This window comes from Candidatus Binatia bacterium (genome assembly GCA_036563615.1).
Classification (GTDB): domain Bacteria; phylum Desulfobacterota; class Binatia; order UBA12015; family UBA12015; genus DATCMB01.
Window position 1 is genome coordinate 40,727 of sequence record DATCMB010000011.1, and the last position, 18,784, is coordinate 59,510.

An 18,784-nucleotide genomic window follows, 5' to 3' on the forward strand; every position below is an offset into this window, starting at 1 on the left:
GATGGCGCCGCCCCCGGCGCCCGGACCCGGCGCCGTCTCGCACGCGTTGCCGAAGCCGGCTCCGCCCTCGTCGAGCCGGGCGCGCCGCGTCCGTCACGGCTCGACGCGCACGAGCCCCGCGCGGATCGCGAAGCGCACGAGGCCGGCGACGTCGTGGATGCCGAGCCGCTCCATGAGCTGCGCGCGGTGGCTCTCGATCGTCTTGACGCTGAGCTCGAGGCGACGCGCGATCGAGCGCGACGAGGCGCCCTCGGCGACGAGCTGCAGGATCTGGCGCTGGCGCGGCGTGAGGCGTGCGAGCCGTGCGCGATCCGACGCCGGGTGGACGTCCGTCCCTGCCTCGCCGCCCTGCCCCGTCGAGCGTCGCCGGTACGCTTCGACCACCAGGCCCGAGACGCGTGGGCTCAGAAACGTGCCGCCCTCGAGCGCGGCGTGGATCGCGAGCTCGAGCTCGACGACGCTCGCGTCCTTCAGCACGTAGCCCGACGCTCCGGCATCGATCGCGCGCAGCACGGACTCGGGATCCGCGTGCACCGACACCGCGACCACGCGCGTCGTCGGGCTCGCCCGCAGCACGCGCGCCGTGGCCTCGGCTCCGTCGAAGCCGGGTCTGGCGACGTCCATCAGCACGACGTCGGGCGTCGTCTCTTCGACCAGGCGGATCACCTCGGCGCCGTCGCTCGCCTCGCCGACCACCTCGAGATCGGGCATCCGCTCGACCAGCGCGCGGATGCCGGCTCGCACGAACACGTGATCATCGGCGATCACGATGCGGATCGGCGCCATACCGTCCGTGGCTCTACGCACGCGCCATGCCGTCGACGAGACCGCTGCGCGTACCGTCGGGGTTTGGAGGAGAAGCGCTTAGGGGATTCCCCGAGACCGACCGAGCATCGTCGGAGGCGAGCGACGTCGCCGGGGGCCTTCAGCGCCCGACGCGCAGCGCGCCCTGCGTCGCGGCGCGTTCGGTCTCCAGGCGCGAGAAGCGCTCCACCGGACGGGCCGTGCTCAGACAGCGCGGGCAGATGGCGGTCTGACGACGTCCCTCTTCCTTGCGCGTCACCGCCCAGCCCATCGCCTTCACCAGATAGGCGCTGGAAACGTCGGCTGGGGCGCCGCACGACTCGCAATGCCACGCGAACATAGCCGCCTCGTGTCGTCTACCGTCTACCGAGATGCGCCGAGAAAGGAGGAAGCGAACGACAAGGAGCTATGCCGGCGCGCCCGGCGACACAAGGGGGTTTGCTCGATACTTGACGATTTTCACGGTCGTGCGAGCGTTTGACGGCCGTGCGAGCGAAGGCTCGTTCGCTCGCGGCGTCGTGACACGCTGCGGCGTCGCGTGCCGCGTCAAGCACATGCGAGAAAGCGCGCGAGCACGCCGCGCCGGCTCGACGATCCCGATCCGTGCCCCGGCAGCACCGCCTGCCAAGCACCTGCCCGTCGCCGGCGGCAACGCCCACCCGACGGACCGACGTCGGGATCGGAGAGCCGCCAGGACGGCCGGCCGTGCCGGCAGGGCGGCTCGAGGGCCGTCGCCGAGGAATGCCCCCGAAAAAGGAAAAGCCCCCGTTTCCGGGGGCTTTCCTGCGCGCGCCCTGAGAGATTCGAACTCCCGACCTTCTGATCCGTAGTCAGACGCTCTATCCAGCTGAGCTAAGGGCGCATCAGCCGTTCGGACACGGGTAGGTAGCCATAACGCTTGCGGGTGTCCAGTGACCTCTGCACGGCACGTCTCTTTCGCGGTCCCACGGGCGTCCTCGCAAGCCCGCCAGGTCGGGCGGTCGCAGCGCGAGCGCCTTGCGGCCTCCGAGACGAGGCATTAGTAGGAGGGGTCACGCGGAAAACGTGCTTGGAGAGATGGCCGAGTGGTCGAAGGCGCGCGCCTGCTAAGCGCGTATACGGGTAAAACCGTATCGAGGGTTCGAATCCCTCTCTCTCCGCTCGCACGGCGTGGCCGCTGAGCGGCCTCACGCCACGGTCTCTCCGCAGGGCTCGACGCGCAAGGCAAGTCGCAAGGACAGCCTGCACGCGTGCACGCTCGCGCGAGATTGATCGATCCGCACGGCAGCGACGGCGTCGTCCCCAGCCGACGCGCGCAACGCAGCGGTCGGCGCGCCGCGCACGCCCCAACCCTCGATCTTCTGCGCTTTTCTCCGATTCGCGTTGCACGAGTCGGGAGTTTCTTCTGCGCGTGCGCCGTAGCCTCTGCCGCACCTCGTTGCGTCGACGACGGACGCTCGAAGTGGCACGAGCATTGTTACTCCGCCCCGGCATGAACGAGACCACCACTTCCACCGAAACCGACACCTTCCTCCTGGTCCTGAACGATCCCGAGTTCGTTCGCGTCGGCGCGCTGCTCGGTCTGCGCGCACGGGCGACGGACCAAGCCGACTCCCGTCTGGTGGAATCGTTCATCGACAGCGACGTTCAGTTCAGCAGCGGAAGACGCAGCCTCCTCGTGACGTCGCTTCCCAACATCCCGCCGCAGTAGGACGCCCCATCAACGCGACCGCCCCTGCCCCCTCCCCCCAGGGCGCGGTCGCCACGGGGCCCCGACGCTGCTGCGCTCGCGTCGCGCCGCCACCCACGCGCTCGCACGGTCCGCTTCCCCCACCCCCCACCCCAAGGCGAGGCGGTACCTTTCCCCCAAGCGAGAAGCAGGCAGGCAACGACGCGGGCGCAGCAGCCGTCACTCTCGCCGCACGCGCCTCGCGCGTGTGCCGCCGCCCCGCGCAGCGCCCCCTCAGACGTGCGGGAGCGCCGTGCATTCACGCCGCGCTACGCCGGCGGCGCCGGAAGCGGGCGCGGCTGTTCGCCGACCTGCCAGATCTGCGCGAAGCCGTCGTCGTAGAGGAGCCGCACGCCCGCGCTGCGCGCGAGGAGCTGGCGAAACGCCGCGTCGCGCGGCTGGTGCGTGACGAACACCCAGCGCCCGCCGAAGTCCTCGCCGATGATCCGCGCCGCGTCACGCGCCCGACCGCGCGACAGCGCGAGGTTCTTCGCGAAGAGCTGCGGATCCTTCTGGTAGAGGAAGATCGGGTCGAGACCCGAGACGTAGCGGCCATTCGGACGGAACGCGTAGAGCACCGCGAAGTCCATCCACGACACGTGGTAGACGAGCTCGTCCGGCGCGGCGAGCTGCGTGAGCGCGGCCATCGCCGGCGCGTAGACGTCGCCGTAGGCCTGACGCGCGAAGTTGTCGCGGACCTCCTGCACGCGCAGCAGCGAGAACGCAACGAAGCCGCACGCCAGCACCGTGAGCGGCCACGCGACCGCCGGCCGCGCGCGGAGCAGCCGCGGCAGCGGCTCGCGGCCCGCGACGCGCGTCCACAGCGCGCCCGCGAGCAGCAGCGCCGCGACGACGAGCACGTCGACGAAGCGCCGCGAGCGCAGCGCGAGGACGAGCGCGCCGACGCCCAGCAGCGCGAGGTAGGTCAGCGTGCGGTCCCAGGCGGCGCGACCGCGCACGGCGAAGAGCGCGACGAGCCCGACGATCGCCGGCGCCCAGCCCGGGAACTGCGCGAGCAACGACTGCCAGCTCGCCGGACGCAGCTCGCTGCCGAACGCCTCGGGCGGAATCGCCGCCCCGCTCCCGCCGACGGTGCGTACGATGTCGACGATCTGCTCCGCGACGGTCAGGTTGTTCGGGAAGTACGGGTGCGCGAGCGAGGCGACGACGATCCCGGCGAGCACGCCGAGCGTCGTGCGCAGCGGAAAGCCCTCGCGGTGCACGAGCGCCACGACGATGCGCGCCGCGAGCAGCGCCGGTAGCAGCAGGAACGACGAGTGCGCGAGCACGTGCAGCGCCGAGACGACGAACAGCGTCTTCCAGCGGTCCTTCGCCAGCAGCGCGACCTCGAGCGTCACGAACGCGAGCCCCAGGATGTGCGGACGCACCGAGGAGAGTCGCGTCACGTAGTACGGGCTCGCCGCGATCAGCAGCAGCACCCACAGCGCGCCGAAGCGCACGCCGAGCGCGCGCAGCGCGCACGCGAACGCCGCCAGCACCAGGAAGTCCAGGAAGACGACGTACCACTTGCCGCCGAGGCGGAAATCGCCGCCCGCGATGAACGGCCGCAGCAGGACGTGAAACAGGAAGTCCTTGTCGCTGTACGCATCGGCCCACGTGCTGTGCACCGCCTGCGGGAAGGTCTTCTGCACGCCGTGCGTGGCGAGCTGCTCGGCGGCGCGGACGTGGAAGTAGCTGTCGAGGTCGTAGAGGCCCGTGAAGGAGAACTGCACCCACGCGAGCCACGCCGTCGCGAGCAGCACGGCGAGCCACGTGAGGACGTGGTCGAGCGTGCGCCCGCTCTCCTGCTCCGTCTCCAAGGTGTCCAAGGCGCGACAACTTGCCGTGCGCGACGGCGCTCGTAAAGCGCGCGCGTCGCGCACCGCTCGACTCCGCGTCAGAACAGCGGCACGACCAGCTGGCGCGCCGGGACCACGCAGCGTTTCTTCTTCTTGTCGGTGTCGCCGTCGGCGAGGACGATCGCGCGCCGCGCCTCGGGCTGGATCACCAATCCCTCCGCCGTGGGCGGCAAGGTCTCGGTCGCGGTCTGGACGCGCAGGATCGTCGCCCCGTCGCGCAGCAGCGCGGCCGGCATGCGCCAGAGCACGCTCGGCCGATCGCTGTCCTCGACGCTCCCCGCGATGCCCCAGACGAAGCCGTCCGCGTACGAGAGCTCGCGGATGCCGCGGCCGCCGAGGTCGACGGTCGCGACGGCGTCGAAGGCGATGTTGCCGTCGCGCACGATCTCGGGGACGAGACGCAGCAGGACCGCACGCCTCTCGACGAGCGGCGCGCGCAGCCCGATCCAGATCCGGCTCGTGCCGTTCTCCCCCGGAACCGCCGCCGCGCCCTCGATGTTGAACGCGTCGCCCGGGCACTCGTCCTCGGAGCCGGCGACCTTCTCGGACGCCCTGTCGGCGGCGACGATCGCGTCGCACACCGCGCTGCGCTGCGCTCTGCGTGCGGGATCGGTCGTGTGCACGATCAGCTCGCCGTCGCAGTGCTCGAGCCGACGGCGCCAGTGCTTGCCCGAGGTCAGAAGCTCCGTCGCGAGATCGCGCAGCCGGACGCGCGCCACGCCGGCGCGCTCCTCGCGCAGACGGCACTTCGAGTCGCGGCCGTGCGAGCCGAAGGCGAGCACGCCGTCGCCGTCGCGGGCCAGCGCCTCGATGTCGTCGACGCGCGCCTTGCCGAGCGAAATTTGCCAGGGGACGCGCGGCACGAGCGTGCCGTCCTTCTCGACGTCGTAGGCGAAGAGGTCACGGTCGTGCTCGTTGTCCGCGACCCAGACGCAGGTGCCCTCTTCCCCGCACGGCACCAGGAGCGCCGCCGAGGCCTCGCACACCGGATAGCGCTCGAGCACCTTGGGCTCGCCGATCGCGCTCGCGCTGCGTGAGGCGAGCAGGGCGAGCAGCAGCGCGAGCGTCGCGGCGGTGCACGGTGGGGCTTGCCGTCGTCGTCTCGCGCCCGTCGTCTCGTGCCCTTTCTCGCGCCTCGTTGCGCGCGCCGTCGCACACGTCGCGCGCCTCTGTCGCCGGATCCTCCACCGCATCGCTTCCTCCCCGCGTGCAGCAAAACCTTGCTTTGCATCGGCCGCGCACGATACCGTCACGCGTCCCGGACCCGACTACCGCCTCCCACCGATCGCCTCAACGCCGCGGCCAGGAAGGACACGGATGCCGATCTGGTGCTGTACCGAATGCGGGTGTGAAGCGGTGGCGTCGAACGTCGACATGGTCTTGTCGATGGGCTGGCTCGTCGAGCCGACCGAGTCGGAGGGCGAGCAGATCGGCGCGCTGTGCGCGAAGTGCCGCGTCTACCGCAAGGGGCCCGCGCGCTCGGCGGGCGTCGAGAGAGGCACCACGGGACGCGATGCGAGCTCGCAGCGCGCGGATGCCAGGCAGCCGCGCGGGCCGCGCGGCTGAGGTTCGGCGAGCCCGCTGCCCGCGACGCTCGCGAGGCTGTTTCTAGCGCCCGCCGAGGCCGCGGGCGCCGCGGCCGAAGGTGCCGCGGCGCTGGCTCATGGCGCCGCCGAACCCGCCGCCGCGGCCGAGATCGTTCCCACCCAGGCCTCCGCCGCCGAAGCCACCGATGCGGTCGTCGCGGCCGAGCGACGAGCCGCCGCCCTCGAGGTCGCGCGACCTCGCGCCGCGGCGGTCGAAGCTCGAGCCCGCTCGCTCCGTCGGTGGCACGATGCTGACCACGACGCGCGGCGGCTCGCGCTGCGCCGCCTCCTCGAAGAGCGCGCGCGGGTCGATCGTCGCCCTCTGCTGCGTCGAGCCCTGGTCGTCCGCCGCGCCGTCGCCGTCCGCGCCGGCAAGCGGCCCGGCGGCTTCGCCCGAGCGCGCGCCGAGGATCCGCTCGGACGCCCCGGACGTCTCGCTCTGCCCGAGCACGCGCGCGCCGCCGCGCGTCGCTGCGCCGGACGTCCCCGCCGCCGCGACCGCGCCGCTCACCGACGGCTGCCCTTGGGGGTCGCCCTGCTCCTTCGCCGCGGCCTGCGCGCCGTGCGTGCCGGGCTGTCCGCTGGCCGCTCGTTGCGGCGCCGCACCGGGCGCCGTCGCGGCGCTCGCTCGCGCCTCGGCGGCGGCCGCGCCGTCCACGGTCTCGAAGGTCCTCACCGGATGCTGCGGGTCCTCGGGCACCTGGCGTGGATCGTTGGTCAGGACGAGGTCGCCCTCCGCGTCGTTCCACATGTAGACGGTCGCCTCGGCGGAGGGGACGAGCAGCAGCGCGAGAAGGACGACGATGCCGAAAAGCTGCATCGTGAATCTCCTCGCTTCGACGCTATCGCGCTCCGTCGCGGCTGTCGACGGGGGGCCGCTCGTTCTCCTGCTCGAGGTCGTCGAGCCGCCGCTCGAGATCCTCCGCCGCGCTGCGCGCGGCGGCGAGCGCTTCCTCGGCACGACGGAGCTCGTCGCGTAGCTGCTCGGCCACTTTCTCCTTCTTCCGCACGTCGTCGGCGGCGCTGCGCAGCTCGGCGCGCAGGCGGCGGCGCTCGGCGTCGCGTCGCTTGCGCTCCGCGGCGAGACGCTTGCGCTCGGCGCGCTCGGCTCGCCGCTGCTCGCGCTCGGCGTCGCGCTTCTCGCGCGCCGCGTCGCGCTTGTCGCGCTCGGGTGCGCGCCCGACCGGCTCGGCGGCGCTCCGGCCGTGAGCGGTCGCCCGCTCTCGCTTCTCGGTCTCGCGCGCGGGTTTGCTGCGCGCCGCGCCGCCGTCGTCGCCCGCAGCGAGCGTCAAGGCGTCGAAGCCCGGCGCGTCGCGGTCGTCCTCGAGCGCGCCCGGCGGGTCCGGGTCGAAGCCGCCCGCGGCGGCGATCGCGGCCAGCGTCGCGCTCACGCGGCGCAGCGTCGCGTCGCTCGCCCCGAGGCCGACCTCGCGCAGCAGCTCCTCGGCGCGGCGGCGCAGCTCGCCGAGCCCGCGACGGTAGTCCTTCGCAGCCCCGACGTCGCCGTCGCGCAGCTTGGCCGCGGCGTCAAGCACCGAGTCGAAGGCCTTTCGCTGGCGCCAGTAGAGCTGGTTCACCGCCCAGGCCGACGCCGGCGGTCGGCGGCGCTTCGCCAGGCGCGCGGCGGCATCCCGCTCGCCGGCCTGCCGGAGGTCCGCCGCGAGGCGCTTTCGCGCCGCGACGAAGTCCTGCGGGCGGCTCCGGTACAGCTCCTCGAGCGCCTTGGCGTAGGCGGCCATGCTCGATGATAGCGGCTTTGCCGTGTCGCCACGACGCGCCGCGCGGGTCGACGCAGCGCCAGCCGACGCGCGTCCCGACGCCGCCCCGCGCACGCGGGCGCCACGCCAATTTTTTTCTCAACCCTGTCCGATTGTTCTTGACAACCCGCCCCCATGTGGCGGAGCTTCCTCGAGCCGCATCCCCGAACACCCCGCGCGGCGCAGGTCTTCAACCGACGGCCGGAGCGCAACATGGAATGGAGCTGTTCTCGGTGTGGCCAGACGGCGAGCGCGAGCGACTGGCACCTGCTCCTCGCGATCGGCTGGAAGCTCGACGAAAGCGGCAACTGCATCTGCGTGATGTGCCACCGGGACGCCGACGCGACCCTCAAGCGGCCACCATCGCTCGCGCACCAATCCGGCGCCTGGATCGGACCGCCGCGGGACACGCCGCACACGGCTCTGCGCGAGCCGCGCGCCCGCAGGCCGCGCTGACCGCGAGCTCGTGCGCACGTCCCGCAGTGCGCATCTCGACGTCACGGAGATGCGCCGCCGCGCGCAAACTGCTTCAATCGGCGGTCACGGAGGGGTGGCCGAGCGGTTGAAGGCACCGGTCTTGAAAACCGGCAGGCCCGCGAGGGTCTCGTGGGTTCGAATCCCACCCCCTCCGCTCGCTCCCGCGCCGCGCGGCGCACGACGGAGCGAACGACCGATCTCGAGATGCCGTCGGCCGCGCGCTTCCGCCCCTCGGGCCGATTGAAGTACAGCGGGACATCGGGGCGACGCCGGAGCGTCGCCGGAGCCGAAGGGAGGCCCGAGATGCCGAACGCGATCGAACGCGAGGCCCGCGACACCTACGAGCGCTTCGTCGCCCTGCGCGACGAGATCGACGCCGGACGGCAGCGCTGGTCGGCGCTCGCCGACTTCTTCACCGAGGACGCGGCCTACATCGACCCGGCGTGGGGCCGCATCGAGGGGCGCGAGGCGATCCGCGAGTTCTTCGAGACGTCGATGTCCGGGCTCACCGGGCACGGCTGGTACACGCCGGAGAACTGGATCATGGTCGAGGGCCACCGCGTGGTCAGCCAGTGGGACCAGGTGCTCGGCGAAGGGCCCGACGGCAAGCGCTGGTTCGTCCCCGGTCTGTCGATCCTCTACTACGCGGGCGGCGGGCGGTTCTGCTACAGCCACGACATGCTCAACATGGTCCACGTCTTCGAGGTGATGAAGGCGATGGGCTGGAAGCCGCCGGCGACGGTCAACGTGCCGCCGCCCAATCCCAATCGAGACGTGTCGCTGCCCAGGGCCTGGAGGCACCTCGAGCCGCACAGGCCGTAAAGAACGAGACGGAAAAAGGATTATACTTCGAGCATGTCGTTCCAGCCGATGTTCGGCACCCTGGTCGAGATCTACGAGAAGAGCACCGACCAGCATCCCTCGCGTCCGCTGTTCGGCGTGAAGCGCGACGGACGCTGGGTGTGGACCACGTACGGCGAGTTCCGCCGCACCACGGACGCGTTCCGGGCCGGGCTCAGCGCGCTCGGTGTCGGGCGCGGCGACGTGGTCGCGATCATCTCGAACAACCGACCCGAGTGGGCCACCGCCGCGTACGCGACCTACGGCCTCGGCGCGTCGTTCGCGCCGATGTACGAGGCGCAGCACGACGACGAGTGGGAGTACATCCTCAAGGACTCCGGCGCGAAGGTCCTCGTCGTCTCGACCCAGACGATCGCGGACCGGGTCGCGACGTTCCGCGCGCGCCTGCCCGAGCTGCGCCACGTGATCGTCATCGAGGGCAAGGCCGACCACAGCTTCGCCGAGGTGGTCGAGCTCGGGGAGCGCTCGCCGGTCGCGATCTTCCATCCCGAGCCCGAGGATCTCGCGGGCTTCATCTACACGTCGGGCACGACCGGCAATCCGAAGGGCGTGCTGCTGACGCACAAGAACCTCGCGAGCAACGTGAGCGCGATCCAGGACCTGTTCCCGATCGGTCCGGAGGAGCGCTCGCTCTCGTTCCTGCCGTGGGCGCACAGCTTCGGGCAGACCGTCGAGCTGCACGGGCTCTTCTCGATGGGCGCCTCGATGGGCATCGCCGAGTCGGTCGACAAGATCATCGACAACCTCGCCGAGGTGCAGCCGACGCTGCTGTTCGCGGTGCCGCGGATCTTCAACCGCATCTACCGCGGGCTGCACCAGCGCATGGCCGAGGAAGGCGGCATCCGCAAGCTGCTGTTCGACCTCGCGATCGCGAACGAGCAGCGGCGCAGGCGGCTCGCCGAGAAGAACGAGTCGAGCATCGTCGTCGAGCTGCAGCACGCGCTCTTCGATCGTCTCGTGTTCTCGCAGGTCCGCGCGCGCTTCGGCGGCAAGCTCAAGTACGCGTTCAGCGGCGGCGCGGCGATCAGCCGCGAGGTCGCGGAGTTCATCGACGACCTCGGCATCATGGTCTACGAAGGCTACGGCCTCACCGAGACCTCGCCGATCGTGACCGCCAACTGGCCGGGCAATCGCAAGATCGGCAGCGTGGGCAAGCCGATCCCCGGCGTGCGCGTCGAGATCGACCGCAGCGCGACGGGCGATGCCGTCGACGGCGAGATCATCGTCTACGGCCACAACGTCATGAAGGGCTACCACGGCCTGCCCGACGAGGACGCCAAGGTGTTCACGCCCGACGGCGGTCTCCGCACCGGCGACATGGGCCACCTCGACGCGGACGGCTTCCTCTACATCACCGGGCGGATCAAGGAGCAGTACAAGCTCGAGAACGGCAAGTACGTCGTGCCGACGCTCCTCGAGGAGGAGATCAAGCTCTCGCCCTACGTCTCCAACGTCATGGTCTACGGCGACAACAAGCCGTACAACGTCGCGCTCGTCGTGCCCGACATGGAGAACCTGAAGAAGTGGGCGCAGGAGAACGCGCCGGAGCTGAGCGACGGCCAGCTGCTCGACGACCCGCGCGTGCGCGAGCTCATCCTGAAGGAGATCCACGAGCGCTGCGCGTCCTTCAAGGAGTACGAGAAGATCCGCAAGGTGGTCCTGGTCGGCGAGGACTTCACGCAGGAAAACGGGCTCTTGACGCCGTCGCTGAAGCTCAAGCGCAAGGCCGTGTTCGAGAAGCACGGCAACGCGGTGCTGTCGCTGTACGCGGACGCCTGACGGGCCGCGGTCCGCGCGTCGCGATGCCCTGCGTCGCGCAGCGCCCCGCGTGCGGCGCGGCGCCGAGCAGCGCCGAGCGCGTCGCGACCGCGAGCGAGCTCACTGCGCGCGTGCGGGCTCGCGCGTGACGAAGCGAAAGGTCGTCGCGCCGCTGACGCTCATGAGCTGCGCCGCCTTCGGCATGACCGCGGGCTGCGCGCTCGACCGCACCGAGAGCTCGACCTCGATGCGACCGTCGCGCACCGCGACGTGCTCGAGGCGCGCGCGCGGATCGACGCCCTGCGCCGCCGCCTCGACGCCGAGCCCCTCGCCGCGCGCGAGCAGGCCGAGCCAACCGGGGTGCGCGGGATCGAGTAGCTCCGCCGCCTGCGGCTCGAGCACGAGCTCGACGGTGTCGCCGCGCACGACGGCGTCACGCGAGAAACCGGGCGGCAGCGCTGCGTGCAGGCAGAGCACGCGGGCGACGGCGTCCGCACCGCCGCCGGCGAGGTCGAGCGCCGCCGCGAGACGCTCGCTCGCGCGCCAGGCGACCGCGCTCCACTGCGTGCGCAGCAGCGCGCGCGACCGCTCGACGTCGAAGCGCTCGCCGAGCGCCAGCTCCGTCGAGCACGCGAGCAGGTGCTCCTGGATCTGGAGCTCGCGCGTCACCGCCGCGAGCGTCGCGCTCGACAGCAAACCGAGCTCGAAGCTCGGATCGACCGGGCGCGCGTAGTCGGTCCAGCCGGCGTCGCGCTCCGGCGCGCGCTCGTTCACGACGCGCGCGAGCGGCAGCGCCGCGACCGCCTGCGTGTTCTTCGCCGGACCGATGGGCTCGGCCGCGGGGTCGATCTCGATCGTCCAGTGGCAGTGCGGCCAGCGGTCCGCCGGCACCCGCGGCGGGCGGTGGATCGGACGGATGCGCGCGCGCGGGTTGGTCGCGTAGGCGGTCGCGTCGAAGGTCGGGTCCTCGATCGTGTGGCACATGCCGCGGACCCGCTCCTCGCCGTACGGCTCGACGTCGAGCAGCGCGCCGCAGTGGCGCAGGAAGAACTCGGCGCGGCGGTCGTCGATGAGCTTCCAGCCGACGTCCATGTACTGGTGCACGAAGCCGCAATCGAGCTGCAGCGCCTTGATGATCGCCGGCACCGTGTCGCCCTCGATCCGCATCAGGCGGCGCATGCGGCCGGTGTAGACCGGGCTCGCGCCCATCCACTCGTCGATCGCGAGCCGGTCGACGGCGTCGAAGCTCTCGGTCGCGAAGTAGACCTGCGGCATCAAGGCGCGGTCGAACAGGTGGCCGACGAGCATCGTCTCGAGCGCGACGCGGAGCAGCTTTGGGCGGGGTAGCTCGTCCAGAGCGCTGCACTGCCGGATCATGGCCCGGCCAGCGTTAGTACAGCTCGCGCGACGGTGCGAGCGATCTCGGGTGTCCCCCAGCGGGCGGACGCTCGCTTGTGGCCCCGCGCCGGATGCGCCATCGTGAACACGGCCCCGCTGGCGCATCCGTGTCGACGCAGCGACCCACCAACGACTCGCCGCAGAGGGCCACCTCGTCCGAGGCGCGCTTCGCGCCCCGCGGAATACGCGAGGTCCGCGTGCGGACGCTCGGTCAGCTCGTCGACGAGCTCACCCCCGACCTCGACCGCGACACCGGCCACCGCCGCGCGCTCGCCGTCTACCGCGGCTGCCGCGAGGCGCGCTCGCGGCTCCTGACGTCGCTCGACCGCCTCGGCGGGCTCGACGAGCCGCATCGCAAGAACCACCTCGAGCCCCACCTCTTCCGCTCGTTCGCGCGCTACGCGCGCGCGTTCGTCGCCGCGTCGCGACCGTGGGAGCTGCTCGCGACCGCGCAGCACCACGGCGTGCCGACGCGGCTCCTCGACTGGACGGTGTCGCCGCTGATCGCCGCGCACTTCGCGACGCTGCGGCCGCGCGGCGAGGCCGTCGTCATCTGGCGCCTCGACTGGCGGCGCGTGCACGCGCGCTTCGACCTTCCGGACCACGTGCTGACGATCGACGAGGTCGAGCGCTTCTTCGGCGAGGTGCCACCGTTCGACGAGGCGAGCGCGCGGCGCGAGGGGCCGGTCGCGTGTCTCTTCGAGCCGCCGTCGCTCGAGCCGCGCATCGTCGCGCAGGGAGGAGCGTTCACGGTCTGCTCCGACGCCTCGGTGTCGTTCGACGAGTTCCTCGCGCGCCACGGCCTGTCGGACGCCCTCACCCGCTTCGTGATCGAGGGCGAGGACGTCGCCGTCGTGCGCGACCAGCTCGACCTGGTCGGGGTCGACGAGCGACGGATCTTCCCGGACCTCGACGGCGTCGCGGCCGCGATCCGGCGGTACTACGAGTAGCGTCCACGAGACGTCCGCCGTGCGCGGCCCCCACGGCGGCGGGCCGCATCACCCCTTCGCGCGCGGACGCTTTGCGTCCGGGCGAGGAGTGCCGTAAGAGGCGTGGCCGTGGCAGCCACCAACGGAAGCGCCCTCAACGGCAGCGGCCTCGGCGACGACGACCTCCAGGTCGGCGACCAGGTGGTGATCATGGCCGAGCCCGGGCCGTTCACGATCGTCGACATCGACCCGCCCTACGTCACGATCGCTTCGGCGGCGGGCGTGCGGCGCAAGGTGCGCGACGTCGCCGTGCGCAAGATCAGCGGCGAGCCGCCGGTTCCGCGCTGAGCGACCGACGGCGGCACGAGCCGCCGTCGGCGCGCGTTCCCATCGCGACGTTCAGCGCGGCAGCGGGCAGTCGGTCTGCTTGTCGCAGTAGCCCGACTCCTCGGGGATGCGGATCGTCTTGCCCGAGGCCTTGTTGCCGCCCTTGTCGATCTCGCCCGCGACGAACGTCCACTGGTGGCCACCGTTCGCATCGGCGTTGCAATCCTGGATGGCATGGCCCGACGACTGGAAGTCGAAGCCGTGCTCCTCGTTGCCCTCGGCGTTGTTGCCCTTGAACATCGACGTCGTCCCGGTGACCACGAAGCCGGAGCCGAGGTTGGCCTCCGCCTCGTTGCTCTCGACCTGCGTGCCGATGCCGCCAACGCGATAGCCAGCGCCGAGGTTGCCCCGGTCGGACTTCTTGCCCGAGTCGTTGTTGATCAGCGCGTTGAAGTAGCCGCCGATCACGTTGCCGTTCTCGTCCTCGGCGGTTTCGACCACGAAGCCGTCGCCGAAGTTGTCCTCCGCGGTGTTCGACCGGATGGTGTTGAAGTTGCCGCGAACGACCACGCCGTCGCCGTTGAACTTGATACTGTTGCTGTCGATGCGCGAGCCGTAGCCGAACGGCTCGATCAAGATCCCCGGCCCGGGGTTCTTCTGGATGTGGGCCTGAATGATCGAGTGCGGGCCCTCGGCGATGAGGATGCCGGCGCCCTCATTCCCCTCGACGACGATCGGCTTCGAGGGCCCCGACGAGATCTTCACGATGAGGCCGTTGCGGTTCTTGTCGACGCCCGAGAGGCGAATGCCGACCTTCGGCGGGTAGGCCGAGTTCTTCGCCTCCGTGCGGTTCTTCACCCGGATCCCTTCGCCGGAGAGGTCCATGCCGATGCCGTTCTTGTCGGCGACGACCTCGTCGATGATCGCCTTCGGCGAGCGGATCCGCAGGCCGGCGATGACGTTACGCCGCACCGTCGTCTTGACGATCCGGAGCTTCTTGTTGTTGCCCTCCTCGGAATCCTCGATGCCGATGCCCCAGTTCTCGATCGCCTTGAAGTTCTTGATCTGAACGTGGGTGACGCCGGGTAGAAGCTTGATGCCGACGCCCGTACGCAGGCTGCTGCGCTGCGGGCCGCGGATGCGCCACTTCTTGCCGACGACGCCGCTCAGCACGATGTTGCGCTTCGCGACGAGGATGCCGTTGATCGGGCCGCCGTCCTCGGGCGGCTTCGCACCGCTGCAGTCGAGGTCGCCCTCGAAGACGACCTCCTTGTTGCCCTCCATGAACGCGGCGTCGATCGTCTGACCGCAGCTGAGCTGCTTGCGGATGCCCTTCGGGCGCAGCGTGACCCACACCGGCTCCGGCTCGCCCGGACCGCCCGGCAGGCTGCCCTGACAGGGCGAGTGGAAGATGCCCATGTTGAGCTCGCGCGCGAACGTGGTGATGCGCTCGCGCAGCCGCTGCTGCAGCTCGCCGACGCTCTCGGCGCCGAGCGGGCAGCCGAGCTCGCGGATCACCTCCGCGGTGCAGCGGTCCTCGATCAGCTCGAGGGCCTCGAGCTTCTTCTCCTCGCACTCGATGAGGTCGTCCTTGACCGGCTCGCCGAGGAGGTCGTCGATGCAGAACTCGAGCCCCGACTGGTTGAGCCGCGGCCGCTCGCAGCTGAAGTAGCACTGCGCGACGCGCTCGACCGTCTCCTGGCCGACGATCGCCTTCACGAGCTTGTCCGCGCACTGTCGCGCCGCGCTGGAGACGGCACCGGTCGGCCGCGGGCAGGACTCGTTGAGCTCGGTGAAGAAGACGTCGTCGAGGATCGCGCGTAGCTGGCTCTTGACCGAGGTCGGGCTCGCGCCGACCAAGGCCTCGGCGAGCTTGGGCTCCGTGTTACCGCCGAGCGGGCAGATCGCGTGGATCGCTTCCGGCGTGCACTTCTTGACCTCCTTGAGCAGGTCCTCGTCGTCGTCTTCCTTGATCTCGCACGACTTTCCGTTGAGCCGCTCGAGCGCGCACTTGGCGACGTCCTGCAGGTAGTTGTTGGTGTAGTCACGCAGCCCCCGGGCGCCCACGAGATGGCCCGAGCACACGTAGATCGGGTTCGGCGTGGGCGTGGGCTGCGCGTCGGCCACACCAGCCAGCGCGAGCAACAAGGGCGTCAGCACGGCGAACGCGCACCGCATGGGTCTCGGAAGGTGTCTCACCTGGGGCAACTCCTCGACGGCTTCTCTCGCTGCGAGCGGAACGGCACGGGTCGGTGACATCCGGAGGAGGGCCGCTGCGCGCCGCGGACCCCGCAAACCTTATGCCGGTGCGGGTTTCAATGCACTACACAAATTGAGGAATCCCGCCTTGCAAAGCCGCAAGATCGGCGCGCTTGCGAGGTTCTTGGCGCGGAACTCCCCGCAGCCGCCGGAGCACCCTCGCTGAAGCGCAGCCAGCCTCGCGGCCGCTCGGCGACCCGCTCCCGCCGCGCGACCCGGGGACCGCCTCAGCGCGGAAACGCCGCCGCCACCCCGCCGTCGACCGGCAGCGTCGCCCCGGTGGTCGGCGTGAGGTTCGCCGCGAAGAACACCACCGCCCGCCCGACGTGCGCGCCGGTGATCCGGGCGTGCAGCAGGTTGCGCTCGCGGTAGTGCTCCTCGAGCGCCTCGGGCGCGATCCCCTTCGAGCGCGCGCGGTCGGCGCCGATCTCCTGCCAGAGCCCGGACGGCGTGTCGCCCTCCGCGAACACCGCGTCGGCGTTGATCATGTTGACCCGGATGCCGAGCGGCGCGAGCTCGATCGCCGCGACCTTCCCGAGCTGGTGGCCGGCCGCCTTGGACGCGCTGTACGCGCCGAAGTCGGCGCCCGGACCGAACACGTTCTTCGAGGCGTTGATCACGATGTTGCCGCCCGTGCCCTGCGCGCGCATGACGCGCGCCGCCTCGCGCATGGTGAGGAAGTAGCCGACGAGGTTGACGTCGACGACGCGGGCGAAGTCGCGCGCCGTGGTCTTCTCGAGCGAGCTCACGTGCGCGATGCCGGCGTTCGGCACGACGATGTCGACGCCGCCGAACGTCCGGCAGGCGTGCGCGAACGCCGCGCGCACCGAGCCCTCGCTGGTCACGTCCATCCGCACCGCGCTGCACGATCTCGCGCCGCCGACCTGCGCGACGCGCGCGCGCGCCTGCTCGAGGCGCTGCTCGTCGACGTCCGTCAGCACGACGTGCGCGCCCGCGCGCACGAGCTCGAGACAGATGCCGACGCCGATCGCGCCCGCCGCGCCGGTCACGAGCGCCACCTGACGCGCGAGCGGCTTCTCCGCCTCCTTGCCGAGCTTCGCCTGCTCGAGGCTCCAGTACTCCATGTCGAACAGGTCGTCGTCGCCGAGCGGCTCGTAGCGACCGAGCGCGTCGGCGAGCGCCTTGACGCGCACGGTGTGCTCCGCGATGTCGGCCGCGATCGCGGCGTCCTTGCGGCTCTTGCCCGCACCGAAGAGCCCCACGCCGGGGATCAGCACCACGCGCGGGTCGGGATCGAGCTTCGTGCGCGTCACGCCCTTCGCCGCGACCTGCGCCGCGAAGTACGCGTCGTAGCGCTCGCGGAAGGCGCGGACCGCGGCGTCGATGCGGGCGCGCAGCTGCTCCGGATCGTCGAGCGGCAGATCCGCGAGATGGAGGTGCGTCGCCTTGGTGCGGATCACGTGGTCCGGCGTCAGCGGGCCGCGCCGCGCGAGCTCCGCGCAGCGCGGGTCGTCGAGCAGGCGCAGCAGCTCGGGTGTCGCGCGGTGCTCGAGGATCATCCGCCGCCACGGCTGGTCGTCGTTGCCGGTCGCGGCGGCGAGAGCGCCGCGCAGCACCGGCGCGACCGTCGCTGCGCGCTCGCGCGCGCGCTCGACCTCCTCCGCCGAAACGCCGGCGCCGCCGACTTGGATGCGTCCGCGCACACGATCCGCGAGGTAGCGCTCGGCGCGGTCGACGTACGCGACGTGCGTCTCGTAGCTCGCGCGCGCGTCGTCGGCGAAGGTGAAGAAGCCGTGCTTCAGCAGCACCATCGCGTCGACCTTGGGATCGCGCTCGTAGATCTCCGCCGCGAGCTTCGCGAGCTGAAAGCCCGGCATGATGTACGGGACGATCGCGACGCGATCGCCGAGCGCCTCGCGCACGATGCGCTCGCCGTCGGGCTGGTTGGTGAGCGCGAGGATCGCGTCGGCGTGCGTGTGGTCGACGAACTTGTGCGGCAGGAACGCGTGCAGCAGCGTCTCGACCGACGGGTTCGGCGAGGTCGAGTCGAACAGGTTGATGCGCTGCTGGTTGACCATCTCCTCGTCGGAGAGCGACTCCAGCCGGCGCAGCGCGCGCAGCGGCGCGAGCTGCATCGCGGGTAGCCCGCGCGGCTCGATCGAGTCGAGGTCCCAGCCGCTGCCCTTGACGCAGATCGCCTCGACCGGCTCACCGAGCACGTTCTTGACGGTGGTCTTGACCGAGGTGTTGCCGCCGCCGTGCATCACCAGGTCCGGATCCTGGCCGATCAGGCGCGAGGTGTAGACGCGCAAGGCGAGATCGTCGCCCCACGCGGCGTAGCGCTCGCGGAAGGCTCGGGCGTCGTCGTCGGACCAGCGGCTCTGCATGGCGGAATCTCCTGGGTGCTTCTCGCGGCGGTGGGAATGACTTCGTGAGATCGGTGCTCGTTGCGAACGCTGCGGCTCAGCCCGCGGGCAGCGGGTCGCGGATCAGGGAGCGGATCTGCTGGAACTCCGGAGCACGGGCGCTGCGCACCCACTCGAGCAGCACGGCCTCGACCGTGGTCGGCACCGCGCCGGCTTGCGTGAGACGCTCGACCGCCACCCGGTAGTCGCGCTCGAAGCGCGCCGACACCGCGTCCACCACGAGGTGCGCCTCGTAGCCCGCGGCGAGCAGCTCGTGCACCGTCTGATTGACGCAGGCCTGCGCCTCGATGCCGGCGACCACGATCTGCGAGCGGCCCTGCGCGCGCAGCGCGTCGGCGAAGCCGGGCTCGGCCATGCACGACATGGCGAGCTTCTCGAAGGGCGGCTGCCCGGCGGGCAGCGCGTCGCGCAGCGCCTGCGCCGTGCGGCCGATGCCCTGCGGGTACTGCTCGGTGTACAGGATCGGGACCGAGACGAGCTTCGCGCCCTCGACGAGCCGCCGCGTCGCCTCGACGACGCGGGCGCCCTCGAAGAGGTGCGGCAGGTAGCGCTCCTGCACGTCGATGACGAGCAGCAGGCTCTCGTTGCGCTCCAGAAGCCGCGCGGGACGTCGGGTTTCGGCCATGCCCGGGGTCATAACCGACGGGCCTCGCCTCGCGAAAGGCGGCAACCCG

At 71.3% G+C, this 18,784-nt stretch carries 17 protein-coding genes and 3 tRNA genes; 9 read left to right on the forward strand and 11 right to left on the reverse strand.

All coding sequences use genetic code 11. From position 1 onward, the window contains the following. Positions 1–93: 93 nt before the first annotated feature. From VIS07_09500 to VIS07_09510, 3 genes are all read right to left on the reverse strand, one after another. Positions 94–786, reverse strand: a complete 693-nt coding sequence (locus tag VIS07_09500) for a response regulator transcription factor (protein HEY8515735.1) — start codon at positions 784–786, stop codon at positions 94–96. Between the two features lie 139 nt (positions 787–925). After that, positions 926–1,144, reverse strand: coding sequence for a hypothetical protein (locus VIS07_09505; protein ID HEY8515736.1), 219 nt, complete (start codon positions 1,142–1,144; stop codon positions 926–928). Positions 1,145–1,592: 448 nt separating this feature from the next. Continuing rightward, positions 1,593–1,666 (reverse strand) — tRNA-Arg (locus tag VIS07_09510). Between the two features lie 188 nt (positions 1,667–1,854). On the opposite strand from VIS07_09510, the gene VIS07_09515 reads away from it, so the two are divergent. Continuing rightward, positions 1,855–1,943, forward strand: a tRNA-Ser gene (locus VIS07_09515). 332 nt (positions 1,944–2,275) lie between these two features. After that, the gene (locus tag VIS07_09520) at positions 2,276–2,494 is read left to right on the forward strand and encodes a hypothetical protein (GenBank protein HEY8515737.1); all 219 of its coding nucleotides are present in this window, start codon (positions 2,276–2,278) and stop codon (positions 2,492–2,494) included. A gap of 287 nt (positions 2,495–2,781) precedes the next feature. On the opposite strand, the gene VIS07_09525 is transcribed toward VIS07_09520, so the two are convergent. Continuing rightward, on the reverse strand, positions 2,782–4,341 hold the full coding sequence (locus tag VIS07_09525) for a hypothetical protein (protein ID HEY8515738.1): 1,560 nt from the start codon (positions 4,339–4,341) through the stop codon (positions 2,782–2,784). Between the two features lie 68 nt (positions 4,342–4,409). Then, on the reverse strand, positions 4,410–5,375 hold the full coding sequence (locus VIS07_09530) for a DUF3616 domain-containing protein (protein HEY8515739.1): 966 nt from the start codon (positions 5,373–5,375) through the stop codon (positions 4,410–4,412). Between the two features lie 352 nt (positions 5,376–5,727). Here VIS07_09530 and VIS07_09535 point away from each other — a divergent pair, with 352 nt between their 5' ends. Then, complete coding sequence (locus VIS07_09535; GenBank protein ID HEY8515740.1) at positions 5,728–5,937, forward strand: hypothetical protein; 210 nt, start codon at positions 5,728–5,730, stop codon at positions 5,935–5,937. A gap of 42 nt (positions 5,938–5,979) precedes the next feature. Here the strand turns inward: VIS07_09535 and VIS07_09540 are convergent, their stop codons facing one another. Next, on the reverse strand, positions 5,980–6,777 hold the full coding sequence (locus tag VIS07_09540; protein ID HEY8515741.1) for a DUF4124 domain-containing protein: 798 nt from the start codon (positions 6,775–6,777) through the stop codon (positions 5,980–5,982). 22 nt (positions 6,778–6,799) lie between these two features. Further along, a complete protein-coding gene (locus VIS07_09545; GenBank protein HEY8515742.1) occupies positions 6,800–7,696 on the reverse strand; it encodes a hypothetical protein in 897 nt (298 codons plus the stop codon). A 153-nt stretch (positions 7,697–7,849) separates the two neighbouring features. Between VIS07_09545 and VIS07_09550 the strand changes: the two genes are divergently transcribed. The 4 genes from VIS07_09550 (at position 7,850) to VIS07_09565 (ending at position 10,831) form a co-directional block, all read left to right on the forward strand. Further along, positions 7,850–8,170, forward strand: coding sequence for a hypothetical protein (locus tag VIS07_09550; protein ID HEY8515743.1), 321 nt, complete (start codon positions 7,850–7,852; stop codon positions 8,168–8,170). Between the two features lie 88 nt (positions 8,171–8,258). Further along, positions 8,259–8,345: transfer RNA gene (locus VIS07_09555), tRNA-Ser, on the forward strand. 149 nt (positions 8,346–8,494) lie between these two features. Beyond that, positions 8,495–9,013: a nuclear transport factor 2 family protein gene (locus VIS07_09560; GenBank protein HEY8515744.1), complete on the forward strand. Its 519-nt coding sequence runs from the start codon at positions 8,495–8,497 to the stop codon at positions 9,011–9,013. Between the two features lie 33 nt (positions 9,014–9,046). Then, complete coding sequence (locus VIS07_09565; protein ID HEY8515745.1) at positions 9,047–10,831, forward strand: long-chain fatty acid--CoA ligase; 1,785 nt, start codon at positions 9,047–9,049, stop codon at positions 10,829–10,831. A gap of 99 nt (positions 10,832–10,930) precedes the next feature. Here VIS07_09565 and VIS07_09570 read toward each other — a convergent pair whose 3' ends face one another. Next, positions 10,931–12,187 (reverse strand): hypothetical protein, encoded by a 1,257-nt coding sequence (locus VIS07_09570; protein HEY8515746.1) that lies wholly within the window; start codon positions 12,185–12,187, stop codon positions 10,931–10,933. Positions 12,188–12,405: 218 nt separating this feature from the next. On the opposite strand from VIS07_09570, the gene VIS07_09575 reads away from it, so the two are divergent. Further along, positions 12,406–13,158 carry an FRG domain-containing protein gene (locus VIS07_09575; GenBank protein ID HEY8515747.1) on the forward strand — a complete coding sequence of 251 codons (753 nt, stop codon included), beginning with the start codon at positions 12,406–12,408 and terminating at the stop codon, positions 13,156–13,158. A gap of 108 nt (positions 13,159–13,266) precedes the next feature. Beyond that, a complete protein-coding gene (locus VIS07_09580) occupies positions 13,267–13,485 on the forward strand; it encodes a hypothetical protein (GenBank protein ID HEY8515748.1) in 219 nt (72 codons plus the stop codon). Positions 13,486–13,536: 51 nt separating this feature from the next. On the opposite strand, the gene VIS07_09585 is transcribed toward VIS07_09580, so the two are convergent. From VIS07_09585 to VIS07_09595, 3 genes are all read right to left on the reverse strand, one after another. Continuing rightward, the gene (locus VIS07_09585) at positions 13,537–15,642 is read right to left on the reverse strand and encodes a right-handed parallel beta-helix repeat-containing protein (protein ID HEY8515749.1); all 2,106 of its coding nucleotides are present in this window, start codon (positions 15,640–15,642) and stop codon (positions 13,537–13,539) included. 308 nt (positions 15,643–15,950) lie between these two features. Then, complete coding sequence (locus VIS07_09590) at positions 15,951–18,071, reverse strand: bifunctional aldolase/short-chain dehydrogenase (GenBank protein HEY8515750.1); 2,121 nt, start codon at positions 18,069–18,071, stop codon at positions 15,951–15,953. Positions 18,072–18,147: 76 nt separating this feature from the next. Continuing rightward, positions 18,148–18,735, reverse strand: a complete 588-nt coding sequence (locus VIS07_09595; protein HEY8515751.1) for an isochorismatase family protein — start codon at positions 18,733–18,735, stop codon at positions 18,148–18,150. Between the last annotated feature and the right edge of the window lie 49 nt (positions 18,736–18,784).

What these genes read in the sequence shown, in the direction of transcription:
- VIS07_09590 (HEY8515750.1), bottom strand. Translation starts at nt 18,071, where the DNA reads ATGCAGAGCCGCTGGTCCGACGACGACGCCCGAGCCTTCCGCGAGCGC.
- VIS07_09595 (HEY8515751.1), bottom strand. Translation starts at nt 18,735, where the DNA reads ATGGCCGAAACCCGACGTCCCGCGCGGCTTCTGGAGCGCAACGAGAGC.
- VIS07_09560 (HEY8515744.1), top strand. Translation starts at nt 8,495, where the DNA reads ATGCCGAACGCGATCGAACGCGAGGCCCGCGACACCTACGAGCGCTTC.
- VIS07_09500 (HEY8515735.1), bottom strand. Translation starts at nt 786, where the DNA reads ATGGCGCCGATCCGCATCGTGATCGCCGATGATCACGTGTTCGTGCGA.
- VIS07_09585 (HEY8515749.1), bottom strand. Translation starts at nt 15,642, where the DNA reads ATGCGGTGCGCGTTCGCCGTGCTGACGCCCTTGTTGCTCGCGCTGGCT.
- VIS07_09520 (HEY8515737.1), top strand. Translation starts at nt 2,276, where the DNA reads ATGAACGAGACCACCACTTCCACCGAAACCGACACCTTCCTCCTGGTC.
- VIS07_09565 (HEY8515745.1), top strand. Translation starts at nt 9,047, where the DNA reads ATGTCGTTCCAGCCGATGTTCGGCACCCTGGTCGAGATCTACGAGAAG.
- VIS07_09505 (HEY8515736.1), bottom strand. Translation starts at nt 1,144, where the DNA reads ATGTTCGCGTGGCATTGCGAGTCGTGCGGCGCCCCAGCCGACGTTTCC.
- VIS07_09570 (HEY8515746.1), bottom strand. Translation starts at nt 12,187, where the DNA reads ATGATCCGGCAGTGCAGCGCTCTGGACGAGCTACCCCGCCCAAAGCTG.
- VIS07_09540 (HEY8515741.1), bottom strand. Translation starts at nt 6,777, where the DNA reads ATGCAGCTTTTCGGCATCGTCGTCCTTCTCGCGCTGCTGCTCGTCCCC.
- VIS07_09545 (HEY8515742.1), bottom strand. Translation starts at nt 7,696, where the DNA reads ATGGCCGCCTACGCCAAGGCGCTCGAGGAGCTGTACCGGAGCCGCCCG.
- VIS07_09550 (HEY8515743.1), top strand. Translation starts at nt 7,850, where the DNA reads ATGTGGCGGAGCTTCCTCGAGCCGCATCCCCGAACACCCCGCGCGGCG.